The sequence below is a fragment of the Allomuricauda sp. M10 genome (genome assembly GCF_020782875.1).
GTDB lineage: Bacteria > Bacteroidota > Bacteroidia > Flavobacteriales > Flavobacteriaceae > Flagellimonas.
In genome coordinates this window covers 47967-62670 of record NZ_JAJGBN010000002.1, presented here as the reverse complement: position 1 = coordinate 62670, position 14704 = coordinate 47967, and the positions used below count along the sequence as shown (strand labels likewise).

Genomic DNA, 14704 nt, shown 5'->3' with positions numbered 1-14704 from the left:
CGTATGGTTTTAGTGTTTTATAGTTGTTCCTTTATTTTCAGGAGTTCCGCCTTTACTTTTTCCAGTTTTTGAATCACTTCAAAAGTGGAAAGTGCCTTTTGCTTTTCTTCCTTCAAATGGGTCTTTGCCCCTTCAAGTGTAAACCCCCGTTCCTTGACCAGATGGTAGATCATCTGAAGGTTCTTGATGTCCTCAGGAGTAAACTTTCGGTTTCCCTTGGCGTTCTTTTTGGGTTGTAGCACATCAAACTCCTTTTCCCAAAAACGGATAAGGGAGGTGTTCACCCCAAAGGCGTTGGCCACTTCACCAATGCCATAATATCTTTTTTCAGGAAGCTCTATGTGCATTAATCCAAGGATTGGTTCTCTTGATTGGCATGTTTGAGCATGTTCTCAAACTCTTCGGCAGTTAAACTTCCGTAGTAGAAGTTAATGGGGTTGATGCGTTCCCCGTCCTTAAAGATCTCGTAGTGCAAGTGGGGGGCTTCGGAACGGCCGGTACTGCCCACAAACCCAATAAGGTCGCCACGTTTCACTTTTTGGCCTTCGGTCACGTTGTACTTGCTCAAGTGGCCATACAAGGAAATATATCCGTACCCATGATCTATTCGGATGTGTTTTCCATAACCCGAAGATTTGTTATCGGCACGGGTAATCTTTCCATCACCAGAAGCATAAATCGGCGTACCCCTTGGTGCGGTAAAGTCCATTCCCCAGTGCATTTTACGCGCTTTGGTAAAGGGATCGGAACGCCAACCATAACCAGATGCCATTCTTGTAAGCTCTTCATTATTAATAGGTTGAATAGCAGGAATGGCCGCCAACAATTTTTCCTTTTCCTCGGCAAGTTTGGCGATTTCGTCCAATGATTTGGACTGTATCACCATTTGTTTTTGGATGATATCCAACCGTTTGGTGGCATCAATAATGATTTCGGAATTGTTGAAACCTTCAAGGGATTTGTATCGGTTGATTCCCCCAAATCCGGCCTTGCGTTGTTCTTCGGGAATGGGATTGGCTTCAAAATACAATCGGTAAATATTGTTGTCGCGATCTTCGATATTGGCCAAAACCTGCTCCATTTGTTGCATCTTCTTGCTCAAAATATCGAACTGTAACTCGTAATTCCTTACCTCGCGCTCCAAAGAAAGTTCCTTTGGTGTGTTCACCCAACGGGTGTTCAAAAGGATAACAAGACCGAGAAGTCCGAACAAGGCAGAACCCAATATAAATAGCAGGACATTCCTGTACCTTTTGGATTTCTTCGGTTCGATCTTTCGATAGGAAAGGGTGTCCGGGTCGTAATAGTACTTAACTTTAGACATGTATGGATTTTATCCTATTTTTGCTCACTCTTTTATCAAAACAGACAAATATAAAAATTGTTTTGCTTTAAGTGTTAAATTTAAGAAAACCCTAGGAATTCAATGATATCCCAAGAAGTTAGAGCCCAGTTTTTAAACTTTTTCAAAGTGAAGAACCACAAGATCGTTCCATCCGCCCCAATGGTCATGAAGGACGATCCCACCTTGATGTTCACCAACGCAGGTATGAACCAGTTCAAGGAATATTTCTTGGGGAATTCCGTTGCCAAGCACAAACGTTTGGCCGATACTCAAAAGTGTCTACGTGTAAGCGGAAAGCACAACGATTTGGAAGAAGTGGGGAAGGATACCTACCACCACACCATGTTCGAGATGTTGGGCAACTGGAGTATTGGGGATTATTTTAAAAAAGAAGCCATTCAGTGGGCATGGGAATTGCTCACCGAGGTGTACAAAATAGATAAGGAAAGCCTATATGTTTCCGTTTTTGAGGGAAGCGAGGACGATGGTCTGCCGTTGGACCAGGAAGCCTATGATCTTTGGAAGGCCATTGTGCCCGAAGACCGTATCATCAAAGGGAACAAAAAGGACAATTTCTGGGAAATGGGCGATCAAGGACCTTGCGGACCTTGTTCCGAAATCCATGTGGACATTCGTTCCAAGGCCGAAAAAGCAAAAATTCCGGGAGCCTCTTTGGTGAACCAGGACCATCCGCAAGTGGTGGAAATCTGGAACCTGGTATTCATGCAGTTCAACCGTAAGGCCAACGGAAGTCTGGAACCTCTCCCTGAAAAGCATATTGATACCGGAATGGGTTTTGAACGACTCTGCATGGTATTGCAAGGGGTACAATCCAATTACGATACCGATGTGTTCACCCCCTTGATTCATGAAATCGAGGTCATTACAGGTCGTAAATATGGTGAGGATGAAAAAACGGATATTGCCATTCGTGTGATTGCCGATCACGTCCGCGCGGTTTCCTTTTCCATTGCTGACGGACAATTGCCGAGCAACACAGGAGCTGGTTACGTCATCCGAAGGATTTTGAGACGTGCCATCCGATATGGTTTTACGTTTTTGGATACCAATCAACCGTTTATCCATCGATTGGTGAAGGTGTTGGGTGAACAAATGGGAACCGCTTTCCCAGAGTTGAAGAATCAAAAACAATTGATAGAAAATGTGATCAAGGAAGAAGAGAGTTCCTTTTTGAAAACTATTGAATTCGGGATAAATCAATTACAAGCTCAAATAGAGACTATAAAATTGATGAAGGATAGTCCTGATGTAATTGGTAATGGCCATGAGGATATGGTTAGTGGAGGAATGGCATTTTATTTATACGATACTTGTGGTTTTCCATTGGATTTAACTCAACTTATAGCTGAAGAACAAGGACTTAAGGTAAATGTTGATGGATTTGATGAGCTTATGGAGCAGCAGAAAAATCGTTCTAGAGCTGCATCCGAAGTTTCAAAGGGAGATTGGATAATCTTAAGGCAAACTGGTAGTGAATTTAGGGGTTATGATAATTTGGAGCTAGAAGCAAGAATCGTAAAATATAGAGAGGTAGACAGTAAAAAGGATGGGAAGCAATATCATTTAGTTCTTGATTTTACTCCTTTTTATGCAGAAGGCGGAGGCCAAGTGGGTGACAAAGGCTATTTGGAAGCCCCGAACGGTGATGTCACCTATATTGTGGACACCAAAAGGGAAAACAACGAGATTGTCCATTTTGCGGAATCACTTCCAGATAATGTAAACGAGACTTTCAAAGCGGTAGTGGATCATAAGCAACGTTGGAGAACGGCCTGCAACCACACGGCCACCCATTTGTTGCACCAGGCACTTCGTGATATTTTGGGAACCCACGTGGAGCAAAAGGGATCCGCAGTACATTCCAAATACTTGCGTTTCGATTTTTCGCACTTTGCCAAGCTATCCGTTGAGGAGTTGCGAAAAGTGGAAAACTTCGTCAATGCCAGAATCGATGGGCACTTGGCATTGGAGGAACACCGTAATGTGCCCATCAAACAAGCGATGGAAGATGGGGCCATGGCCCTTTTTGGCGAAAAATATGGCGATACCGTGCGTACCATCCGTTTTGGACAATCCATTGAACTTTGCGGGGGTACCCATGTGAAGAACACAGGTGATATCTGGCATTTCAAAATTGTGTCCGAAGGTGCCGTGGCGGCTGGTATCCGAAGGATCGAGGCCATCACTTCCGATGCTGTTAAAGAATTTTACTTTACGAACAATCGCATGTTGTTCGAGATCAAAGATTTGTTGCACAATACCCCAGACCCTGTTAAGGCTGTGGCGAGTTTGCAAGAAGAGAATACTGCCCTTAAAAAGCAAGTGGAGCAATTGTTGAAGGACAAGGCCAAAGGGTTGAAAAATGACCTGATCGCTGAATTGAAAGAAATCAACGGAATCCAGTTCCTTTCAAAAAAAGTGGATTTGGATGCCGCCGGCATTAAGGATTTGTCTTTTGAGATAGGCGGACAAGTGGATAACCTTTTCCTAATGCTTGCTTCCGAAAGTGAGGGTAAGGCCTTGTTGAGCTGTTATATTTCCAAAGAATTGGTAGCTTCCAAAAACCTGAACGCTGGTACCATTGTCCGCGAATTGGGCAAATACATCCAGGGCGGTGGTGGAGGCCAACCTTTCTTTGCAACCGCTGGGGGTAAAAACCCTGACGGTATTCCAGAAGCTTTGGATAAAGTGAAGGATTATCTTAAATAATAGGTGTTTCAAATCAGTGATTTAACATCCGGATGTCATCCTGAGCGGAGTCGAAGGATCTCCTGAGATGCCATAGATAATTGAGTTTGTGGTTCTCGATTAAGCTCGAATGACCTATTTTTAAAACATGGAACTACAGACCAAAGTACCCTTACAGCCAGTAGATCATCCCATCGATTATCAGGGAAAAGTGCTGTTGTTGGGTTCTTGTTTTGTGGAAAACATGGGGGAAAAGCTGGAATACTATCAGTTTCCCCAATACCAAAATCCTTTCGGGGTGTTGTTCCAGCCTTTGGCTTTGGAAAATTTGGTAAAACGTGCTTTGGAAGGTATTTTTTATCATCCAGAAGAAGTGTTTTGCCAAGAAGGCATCTGGCGTTGTTTCGATGCGCATTCCGAGGTGCGTTCCGATGACCAAAAAACTTTGTTGGAACTGGTCAACCAAAGGTTGCGACTAACCAGGCAATGGGTGGAAAGTGCTTCACACATCATCATCACTCTGGGTACGGCATGGGTATACGAACATATGGCTTCCCAAAAAATAGTGGCCAATTGTCACAAGGTGCCCCAAAAAGAATTCACTAAAAAATTGCTTTCGGTGGATGCCATCCAGTCCAGTTTGGAAAATCTGGTGAGTTTGATTGGCAAGGCAAATCCCAAGGCAAACCTCATTTTTACGATTTCCCCTGTTCGGCACCTGAAGGATGGTTTTGTGGAAAACCAACGGAGTAAGTCACATCTGATTGCGGCATTGCATCAAATCGTATCATCTCGAGCGCAGTCGAGAGATGTGTCCTACTTTCCGGCTTACGAGATCATGATGGACGAACTTCGTGATTATCGTTTTTATGCTGAGGATATGGTGCATCCCAATGCGTTGGCGGTGGATTACATCTGGGAAAAGTTCAAAACGGTCTGGATTTCTTCCGAAGAATACCCTATTATGGATGAAGTGGAAAGCGTTCGAAAAGGGTTGCAGCACCGTCCCTTTAACCCAGGATCGGAGGCGCACCAGAAGTTCAAAACATCGCTCCGGGCAAAAATTACGTATCTTCAAGAAAGGTATCCTTTCATGAAATTCGAATAAATGAAGAAAATACTCATTGGTGCTGTTATTGCCCTTGCCTTGGTTCTGATTTATAGATCATGTACCGACGATAAGGAAAAAAAGACCATTCTGCAGGAGAATTCCATGTTGATTCAGCAAGAACTCAAAAACGTTTCCAAGCTGATCGTCACGGAAGGTCATTTTGCGGAAGTCTACAATTATAAAGATTCGCGCGAACTCTTTGGTCCTTTGGTCACCGCCCAGAAAAAAGCGTTGGTGGTGGTGAATGCCGAGGTAATGGTAGTCTATGATCTTTCCCAGGTCACTTATGATCTGGATGAGGAGAACAAGACCGTTAAGATCACCAACATTCCGGAACCTGAGATCAAGATGAACCCCGATTTTGAATATTACGATGTCACTGCCGATTACCTCAATCCTTTCAAGGCGGAAGATTACAATTTGATCAAACGCAATGTGAATGCCTCCTTGATGAAAAAAATTGATGCTTCTACCCTGCGTTCCAATGCCGAAAACCGCTTGGTCAGCGAGCTTTCCCGTATTTTGGTGCTCACCCATTCCATGGGTTGGACCCTGGTTTTTGAAGACACTCCAGTACAGAATATGCAAGATTTGGGTCAAATTTTGGATTAAGCTGTCACATTTTCCATTTTTTTGCGTCTTTATAGTTCATCAATCAATCTAATCCATGTTTAAAAGAGCTCTACTGACCGGCCTTTTAGCCACTTTTCTCTTTTCCTGTAATAAAAAACCCAAAGCCGATATCTGCTACACCATAACCCCGGTTAAGGTGGATAGTGTTTCCCAACTGAAAATACACATGAGTATTCCCGCGGATACCAGTGGGGTGACCACCTTGTCGTTTCCCAATGAGGCGTGGGGTCAGGAAAAACTGTTCAACACCTTAGGCGAGATGCGTTTGTTGAATGTGGAAGGGGTGGTGGAAAAAGATGCCGATAGCAGTCATATTGTTTTGATGTATCCCAAGGACACCAAACAGTTGGAGTTTGAGTATTTTCTCAAGCAGGACTTTGATGGTGACTTGTCAACGGGCAGGATCTATCGACCTATTATAAGCAATGCTTATTTCCATGCATTTTCACACAATATGTTCATGGTTCCTGAAAATGCCAAAGATCAGTTGGATATTTCCTTGGACTGGACCGGTTTCCCAGAGAACTATACCATCCACAATAGCTTTGGGAGTCAGGAAAGGAAACAACTGTTGAAACAAATGGACAAGGAACTTTTTGGAAGTGCCATTTTTGTGGGAGGTGATTTTAAAGTGCTTTCGGGCGAAATCCAGGGCAATCAAATCAGTTTGGCCACGCGAGGGGAATGGATTCCGTTCCAAAAAGAGGATGTCTTTCAAGTTTTGGAGCAGACCTTGACCTGCCAACGTAATTTCTGGAACGACCATTCACAGGAATATTTCACGGTGACCATGCAGCCTTTTCCGCAGGAAACAGGAAGCAGTTTTCAAGGGACAGGGCTCACCAATTCCTTTGCCACCTCCATTTCCAACAACGATTTTACGGATATTGAACAGTTGGTGTACCTGTTCAACCATGAGCTGATGCATAACTGGATCGGGCATACGATCAAAAATTCGAACGAAGAGGAACAGTATTGGTTCAGCGAAGGGTTTACAGAATACTATACTTTCAAGAATATCGCTGCAAACAAAATCAATGGTCTGTCAGGAGCTTTTTATATCCATGAGATCAATCGCACCATCCGCGATCTATATGCTTCGCCAGTAGCAGAAGCCCCCAATGCGGAAATCAACTATGATAATTTTTGGGGAAATCGGGATTATTCCAAACTACCCTATTGGCGAGGGGCGGTGTTTGCCTTCTATTTGGACCAGAAAATCCGTGAAACCTCCGAGGGAAAACAAAGTTTGGATGATGTGATGCATCAAATTTATAACGATGTCAAGGCAAAGGATCAAAAATTGACCCATGCCTATTTCATTAAAGTGATGCAGGAATTTTTGGGTGATGATTTTGAAGCCTTTTTTCAGACACATATTGAAGAAGGCTTTAAGGTGGACCTTTACGCATTGTTTGATGAGTTGGGATTGGAGTATGACCCCATGAACGACATCTACGAGCTGGGCTTTACATTCACCGAAGACCGAAAAGGAATCCAAAGTGTTGTGGAAGGCAGTGCCGCCTGGAAAGCGGGTTTGCGTGAAGGGGATGAGGTGTTTTCCCGCAGCATTTGGCAAGGTAGTATTGACCACGAGGTGGAACTCGGAGTAAAACGTAATGGAAAAACCTTGAAATTGGCTTTCTATCCCATCAAAAAGGCAATGGTACCCCAACTGAAGGAAACCGAATCCAATATTAAAAAATTAGGATTTTAACTTACCAAGCTGGCCTCTGCCAATTTGATGCCGTCATCAATCAAATGGCCCACTTCCGGATTGTTGCGTTTGATGTTTTCCAAATGGTCCAATAGCTCTTTTTGAAACTGGTAATCATCACCTTGTTTGGCCAGTTCGTATAATTCCACAGGCAATAGCCAATCCTCTGGAAATTCACTTTTGATGACCTGGAACACCTTGTTTCGCGAGATGGTGGTGTTTGTACCTTCCCTAAAATCCCGCACTTGCTGGTAATATTGCTCCAATTGCAACCTTTTGGCACTTTTCTTTGGTTTGATAGTGGTCTCGGTCAACTGATGGGTGATGAGGTCAAAACTATTGAGGTCGGCCGGACCGTTGTAGGCGGAAACCACACTTTGGCCAACGGCCATGTCGTACAATCCCCATTCGGGTTGGAACAAAACCCTCTCCCCATGAGTTACGGTGCAATCCTTAAAAGTGATAAGGATGATCTTACCCATCAGATTACGGGTGCCGGTGATGATAGTTCCTTCCACTTTGATGCCGCCTTCAAACTCCAAGGAAATTTGCTCCCCTTCATAGATCTTATAAGCCTTCAAATCTCGGGGCCCCATATCCTCAATGGCAATGTTGATGCCCTTCAATTTCCCAATGGGCGACCCAAAACCTTCTGCATGGTAAGCGGTGCTATGTCCCACGAGTTCTTTTTCCCGATACGCCAAGGCTGTCGGACCTTTGGTCTGTATATAGATAGGTTTGCCATCATGCTCGATTACATTATGGAACTCCCCTGAAATTTGGAGCCCTGTGCTCAGCTCGATGGTACCCAACGCTTGGGAAGTAATCAATTTTTTGATACCCAAAAGTCCGCCTTTACGTACGGCCATGGTATTGGCAAAATCTTCCAACACCTGACTTAAAAAAGCGAAATCAGGTGTTACGAACAATTGGGGTTGTGGTTTGGTAATGTCAAACTCGGTATGTGCCGCTTCAATGGAGTAGGGAATTTTTTTCACCTGGTCCGTCATGCACCAAGCACTCTCCCCAATGGAGGAAAGCAGTCCTGCCCCATAGATTTTCGGATGTTCCAAGGTACCTATCAAGCCGTATTCCACAGTCCACCAATGTAGGTTTCTGATAAGGGCCATTTCGCTTGGTTCTCCCATATTTTCTTGCAGATATTCAATATGCTTTTCGGCTTTTTCAATTTCTTCTAGGGGTGTTCCATGGGCCTCTTTGATGATGGAAAGATGGCGCACCGCATCGTACAGTTCGTAATCCTTGGCACTGGAAATCGCCTTGCAGCCAATCTCCCCGAAGCGCCTTAAATATTCGGCATATTCGGGATTGGCAATGATGGGGGCGTGTCCGGCTCCTTCGTGGATGATATCCGGGGCAGGAGTATACTCGATATTTTCCAGTTGACGGATATCCGAAGCGATCACCAATACATTGTACGCTTGGAATTCCATAAAAGCCGAAGGGGGGATAAATCCGTCCACGGCCACGGCCGCCCAACCAATTTCCTTCAGGATGCGGTTCATGCCATACATATTCGGGATCTGGTCTATGGAAATGCCTGTTTTCTTCAACCCATCCACATAGGAACTGTGTGCCACTTGGCTCAAATAATCCACATTTTTACGCATCACATAGCGCCAAACAGCTTGGTCTATGGCCGTATAGTCTTCATAGTTCTGCGGTTTGATGAACTGTTTGAGGTGCTTGGGAAGTTTGTCCAGAATGGGATTGGATTCGTATGTCATAAATAATTCTAATGTGTCACGGATGCATTCGGGCTGAAATTTGTCAGTTCGAGTGATTTTTCTTTTTAAAAATCGTATCGAGAACCAGAATTTCAGGATTCAAAACCGATTAGCTGCGCTGAATCTTTGATTTCTCGATACAAAATTCCTTTGGAATTTCACTCGAATTGGCGGTCTTGACCTAAAGATCCTGCCAAATGCACACAAGTTTTAAACAAACATAAAGATACGAAATCGTTATCGGTTTCCCTTTAGGGAAAAGTTGAGGCAAAAAAAGAAGCTTTCCAAAAAGAATTCATTTCGTCAACCTGAACTTGTTTCAGGTTCCCATCATAAGATTCTGAAATAAATTCAGAATGACGTTGATTTGCGCTTGGAAAGCTTCCTAATATTTTAGTTAACGGCGACTGCCGTTTGGGGAGGATATTCCTTCAAGATCTGGGAAACAAATTCTTGGATGCGTTCCTCTTTCTTTTCAATGCTCTTGGTGTTGCTCAAGGTGCCTACACCGCGGCCTTGCCATACCAATTCTTTTTTGTTGGCGTCGATCACATCAATGTACAAAGACCCTTCGGTGCGGGTGCTCACATTGTTGCCCCAACCCCAGCCCCATCCGGGACCCCAAACATAGGGATTGTAGAATCCGCCCCAACCCCAACCGTAGTTGTTGTACACATCAACACGCTCACGCTCCTTGGTGAAAATGCTGATCAAAACATCCGGGTTGTCCGATTTTACAAATCCACGGGAGCTCAGTTCGGTTTCAATGGCATGCAAGATGCGTTTTTTGTCCAGATCGGAAATTTGGGCCTTGTCAATACCTGTTTTGTAGAAGGCATAGCTTCGATACGTGTTAAAATCGGCCTGTTTGTCGTAATCGGAAACTACCTGAACAGAGCTACAGGAAACGAACAGACCCAGAGTGAAGGCGACCAGTGCAATACGTTTTAAACTTTTCATAGTACTTTTTTTAAATTCTTGAGATTGGTAAAACATGCACAAATATTATGCCGAATCAGGCATTTACGGTCTCGAATTGGTTTTAGGATTGTACCCGTACGGGCAGTGCCTGCAACCACTTTCGCAACAATAGCCCCGTTTTAAAAGGTACTGCTCCGTAAAAACCCTATATCCCTCTTCCGAAAAGTAAAAATCGCCCTCTTCCAAGGGAATGTGCTCTTTCATGTATGAAATTACCCTATCGTTACTGAAAGTTACGGCTTTCCGATCAAAGCAACCAAGGTTTTAAGATTTTGAAAACAGGGTTATTCACCGAAATTGTTACTATTATTATCGGGATGGCCTTATTTTCTGGATGCTATGCCTTTATATTTGTAAGGAAAGCTTTGATACATTTCAGGTGATACTCGTTTTTAAACATGTCTTCTATAAAAATTATGTGGGCCTTTCCCTATGGCCGTTCATCATCTTGAAGGAGGATTCCCTGAAGGACGATGAGGTGCTCATCAACCACGAACGTATCCATCTGCGTCAACAGCGCGAACTGTTGATCTTGCCTTTTTACATCCTCTACATTTCGGAATGGTTGCTGCGTACATTGCTGTATCTGGACAGTTACCGAGCCTACCAGAACATCAGCTTTGAGCGCGAGGCCTATGCCCATGAAAAGGATATGCAGTATCTTGAAAAGCGGAAAACCTTTGGTTTTTTACGATACCTGACGCGTTAATTCTTTGGATTGAACACCCCCAATCAGCATATAGACCATCCCCTTTTGAAAGAAAAGGGCGTGACCCTGTACATCAAACGGGAAGACACCATCCATCCGTTGATTTCCGGGAACAAATACCGCAAACTCAAATACAATCTGGTTGAAGCTAAAAATCAGGGCCATTCCACCTTGCTCACCTTTGGTGGGGCCTTTTCCAACCACATTGCGGCCGTTGCCTGTGCAGGTAAGGAACACGGTTTTCATACCATCGGGGTCATCCGGGGCGAAGAATTACAGGATCAATGGCAACATAACCCAACTTTGGCCTTGGCCCATGCGCAAGGGATGCGTTTCCATTTTGTGTCGAGGGAGGATTATCGTCAAAAAGAAGAAGCATCCTTCCTTGAATCTTTTAAAAAATTATTTGGGGATTTTTATCTCTTGCCCGAAGGTGGAACCAACGATTTGGCCGTGAAGGGTTGTGCCGAAATATTGACGGAATCCGATGCAACTTTCGATGTCATTTGTTGTGCCGTGGGAACGGGTAGCACTGTGGCCGGACTCATCAATGCTTCCCAAAAACATCAGAAGGTGCTAGGTTTTCCTGCATTGAAAGGAGATTTTTTAAACGAGTCCATTAGCCACTTCGCTCATAATGATCGGTGGCAATTGATGACCGATTATCATTTTGGTGGATATGCAAAAATGACGGGGGAACTCATCCATTTCATCAACGACTTTAAAAACAAAACTGGAATTCCTTTAGATCCAATTTACACAGGAAAGATGCTTTTTGGTATTTTTGACCTTGTAAACCAGAAAGTTTTCCCCCGAAATACCCAAATCTTGGCCATTCATACCGGTGGATTACAGGGCATTCAGGGCATGAACCTGGTATTGAAAAAGAAGAATTTACCCTTATTGGACGTATGATCAAGCGAATCGGATTTGCACTTTTGGTAGTACTGCTGCTCTCCAGTTGCGGGGCCAAAAAAAGAAGATCCACCCACCGAAATGGAGCTCCAACAGTGAGCAGGACGGAGACCAAACAACCTGCGGCCCTCCCAAATGGCAGTGCCGAAGGTTCGGAATTGTATCCCATGCCAGAGGATCCGGGGAGGTTTGAACGTTTTCCCATTTCCAATACCGAAGAATACATCAAGACCTTTGCCGAGGTAGCCCAATACGAAATGCGTGCCTTTGGTATTCCTGCCAGTATCACGTTGGCACAAGGTATTTTGGAAAGTGGTTCCGGTCGCGGGGAGCTTACCTTGAAAACCAACAACCACTTTGGGATCAAATGCCATACAGGTTGGGAAGGGGAGTTCGATTTTCATGATGACGACGCCAAAGGCGAGTGTTTCCGTAAATACAATCACCCCATGTTTTCGTTCAGGGATCACAGTCTTTTCTTGACCTCACGTTCCCGTTATGCCTTTTTGTTCGATTACCGAAGGGACGATTATAAAAAATGGGCCCATGGACTTCGGCAGGCGGGGTATGCTACGGATAAGCAATATCCGCAAAAGTTGATTGCCTTGATCGAGCGTTACAACCTGCACCAATATGACGAAGCCGTAGTGGATACGCCCATGGAAACCGTACGTCAACCTTCAACGGATGAAGTTCCCGTGGTTCAAGAAGTGGTGACCCATACGGTGGAAAAGGGCGAAACGCTGTATGCCATCTCCAGAAAGTATGACATTTCTGTGGACGAGATCAAACGCCTCAATAACCTCAACGATAACATCATCTCCATCGGGCAGGTACTCAACATCCGAAGAGCGCAGTAATTTTTTATCTACAACAGCTGTCATATCGAGCGCAGTCGAGATATGCTGTGAAATGTCGTTCTCGACTCCGCTCGAACTGACATTTACCACGTCAATCTTAACTCTTGCCTGCCGCACGGACGCTGAGCGAAGTCGAAGCACGATGCGGAATCCACAAGTTCATGATGGATTCCTGCGTTTGCAGGAATGACAGGCAAATAGTTCTCCATATTCCTTCGACTCCGCTCAGGAAACACCCTGACTTACATTTACCGCGTCAACCTGAACTGGTTTCAGGTTCTCACTAGCATCTTTTTACAGTTTATTATGGGATGCCGAAACGATCCCGATAGCCATCGGGACAGCATGACGATGCATTGTAGTCAAAATCCGTTTCCATGAAATAAGCAGGATATGTACCTTTGTCTTCGATTTGTCATTCCGCACGGATGCTGAGCGAAGTCGAAGCACGATGCGGAATCCATAAACATAAAATAGATTCCCGCCTTCGCGGGAATGACAGAATACGATATGATCTACCAACGAAGCAGTGCCTTGTTCGCAGAGGCCAAAAAATACATTCCAGGAGGCGTTAACTCACCCGTTCGGGCGTTTAAAGCGGTAGGGGGCGACCCCATTTTTGTAAAGGAGGCTAAAGGTGCCTACCTCTATGATGTGGATGGCAACCAACTCATCGACTACATTGCCTCGTGGGGGCCGCTGATCTTGGGTCATGCATACGAACCCGTGATCAATGCCGTGATCGAAAAGGCCAAAAAGGGCACTTCTTTTGGGATGCCCACCGAAATTGAGACCGAACTGGCCCAACTGGCCGTTTCTATGGTGCCGAATGTGGATAAAATCCGTTTTGTGAACAGTGGCACCGAAGCCTGTATGAGTGCCGTGCGCCTTGCGCGCGGGTACACGGGCAAGGACAAGATCATCAAGTTTGCGGGTTGCTACCACGGTCACTCCGACTCGTTTTTGATACAGGCGGGAAGTGGGGCCGTTACCTTTGGTAGTCCCAACAGTCCTGGGGTAACGCAGGGCACGGCCAAGGATACGTTGCTGGCCAATTTTAATGATCTGGAAAGTGTAAAAGCTCTGGTGGCAGCCAATAAGGGTGAGATTGCGGCCATTATTTTGGAACCCGTTCCGGGCAACATGGGCTGCATTATTCCCCAAGATGGGTTTATGGCCGACTTGCGTGCACTATGTACCCAAGAAGGCATTTTGTTGTTGTTCGATGAGGTGATGACCGGCTTTCGATTGGGAAAGGGCGGGGCGCAGGAAGCCTTGGGCATTGATGCCGATATTGTGATGTTCGGAAAAGTGATTGGGGGCGGACTACCCGTGGGGGCGTTTGCGGCCCGTGCCGAAATCATGTCGCACTTGGCGCCCGAAGGACCCGTATACCAAGCGGGGACCTTGAGCGGAAACCCCTTGGCCATGAGTGCCGGACTCGCTATGCTCACTGAACTGAACAACCACCCCGAAGTGTTTACCAGTTTGGCGGACAAAACAGCCTATTTGCACAAGGGCATTGCAGAAACCTTGACCGAAAAAGGGGTGGCCCACCAGATCAACCGCTTTGGTAGTATGATCTCTGTACACTTTACGGAAGAACCGGTGGTGGATTTTGCCAGTGCGGCCAAGGGAAATAACGATACCTTTAAAAAATACTTCCACGGGATGTTGAACAACGGAGTATACTTGCCGCCCTCTGCCTTTGAAAGCTACTTTTTAAACGATGCCCTCAGCTATTCGGATTTGGATAGAACCATTGAGGCGGTAAAAAAAGTATTTTAGTCACTACATGTCATTTCGAAATGCGGAACGTAGTGACGATTGAGAAATCTAATTTGAGGTCGAGATTTCTCACACTCTCTTCGGTCGGTTCGAAATGACAAATCGATTCCGTGTCATTTCGAAGGAGTGAAACGACTGAGAAATCTATTGGAGTGGTTCTGAGATTTCTCCCGTTCGGTTGAAATGAC

At 45.0% G+C, this 14704-nt stretch carries 13 protein-coding genes; 8 read left to right on the top strand and 5 right to left on the bottom strand.

The window, feature by feature from the left end; all coding sequences use genetic code 11:
* Positions 1-17 precede the first annotated feature (17 nt).
* Both LKX84_RS05520 and LKX84_RS05515 read right to left on the bottom strand, forming a co-directional pair.
* Positions 18-347 carry a MerR family transcriptional regulator gene (locus LKX84_RS05520; RefSeq protein ID WP_119640027.1) on the bottom strand — a complete coding sequence of 110 codons (330 nt, stop codon included), beginning with the start codon at positions 345-347 and terminating at the stop codon, positions 18-20.
* On the bottom strand, positions 347-1324 hold the full coding sequence (locus LKX84_RS05515) for a M23 family metallopeptidase (RefSeq protein ID WP_228236140.1): 978 nt from the start codon (positions 1322-1324) through the stop codon (positions 347-349). Before LKX84_RS05515 ends, LKX84_RS05520 begins: the two co-directional genes overlap by 1 nt.
* Positions 1325-1426: 102 nt before the next feature.
* On the opposite strand from LKX84_RS05515, the gene alaS reads away from it, so the two are divergent.
* From alaS to LKX84_RS05495, 4 genes are all read left to right on the top strand, one after another.
* Positions 1427-4075, top strand: coding sequence for an alanine--tRNA ligase (gene alaS, locus LKX84_RS05510; protein ID WP_228236139.1), 2649 nt, complete (start codon positions 1427-1429; stop codon positions 4073-4075).
* Positions 4076-4202: 127 nt separating this feature from the next.
* Positions 4203-5162: a GSCFA domain-containing protein gene (locus LKX84_RS05505; RefSeq protein ID WP_228236138.1), complete on the top strand. Its 960-nt coding sequence runs from the start codon at positions 4203-4205 to the stop codon at positions 5160-5162.
* Positions 5163-5777: a DUF4230 domain-containing protein gene (locus tag LKX84_RS05500; RefSeq protein ID WP_228236137.1), complete on the top strand. Its 615-nt coding sequence runs from the start codon at positions 5163-5165 to the stop codon at positions 5775-5777.
* A 55-nt stretch (positions 5778-5832) separates the two neighbouring features.
* Positions 5833-7515, top strand: a complete 1683-nt coding sequence (locus LKX84_RS05495) for a M1 family aminopeptidase (protein ID WP_228236136.1) — start codon at positions 5833-5835, stop codon at positions 7513-7515.
* On the opposite strand, the gene LKX84_RS05490 is transcribed toward LKX84_RS05495, so the two are convergent.
* The 3 genes from LKX84_RS05490 to LKX84_RS05480 form a co-directional block, all read right to left on the bottom strand.
* Positions 7512-9263, bottom strand: a complete 1752-nt coding sequence (locus LKX84_RS05490) for an aromatic amino acid hydroxylase (RefSeq protein WP_228236135.1) — start codon at positions 9261-9263, stop codon at positions 7512-7514. The two genes, LKX84_RS05495 and LKX84_RS05490, sit on opposite strands and share 4 nt — an antisense overlap.
* Before the next feature lie 393 nt (positions 9264-9656).
* Positions 9657-10223 (bottom strand): DUF4136 domain-containing protein, encoded by a 567-nt coding sequence (locus tag LKX84_RS05485; RefSeq protein WP_228236134.1) that lies wholly within the window; start codon positions 10221-10223, stop codon positions 9657-9659.
* A gap of 63 nt (positions 10224-10286) precedes the next feature.
* Entirely contained in the window at positions 10287-10448 is a 162-nt protein-coding gene (locus tag LKX84_RS05480) for a DUF5522 domain-containing protein (protein ID WP_228236133.1), read from the bottom strand.
* A gap of 175 nt (positions 10449-10623) precedes the next feature.
* Between LKX84_RS05480 and LKX84_RS05475 the strand changes: the two genes are divergently transcribed.
* The 4 genes from LKX84_RS05475 to hemL all read left to right on the top strand — a co-directional run bounded on the left by LKX84_RS05475 (position 10624) and on the right by hemL (position 14516).
* Positions 10624-10953 carry a hypothetical protein gene (locus LKX84_RS05475; RefSeq protein ID WP_228236132.1) on the top strand — a complete coding sequence of 110 codons (330 nt, stop codon included), beginning with the start codon at positions 10624-10626 and terminating at the stop codon, positions 10951-10953.
* 9 nt (positions 10954-10962) lie between these two features.
* A complete protein-coding gene (locus LKX84_RS05470) occupies positions 10963-11868 on the top strand; it encodes a 1-aminocyclopropane-1-carboxylate deaminase/D-cysteine desulfhydrase (RefSeq protein WP_228236131.1) in 906 nt (301 codons plus the stop codon).
* Entirely contained in the window at positions 11865-12728 is an 864-nt protein-coding gene (locus LKX84_RS05465; RefSeq protein WP_228236130.1) for a glucosaminidase domain-containing protein, read from the top strand. Before LKX84_RS05470 ends, LKX84_RS05465 begins: the two co-directional genes overlap by 4 nt.
* Positions 12729-13238: 510 nt before the next feature.
* Positions 13239-14516, top strand: a complete 1278-nt coding sequence (gene hemL, locus LKX84_RS05460; RefSeq protein WP_228236810.1) for a glutamate-1-semialdehyde 2,1-aminomutase — start codon at positions 13239-13241, stop codon at positions 14514-14516.
* Positions 14517-14704: the final 188 nt, after the last annotated feature.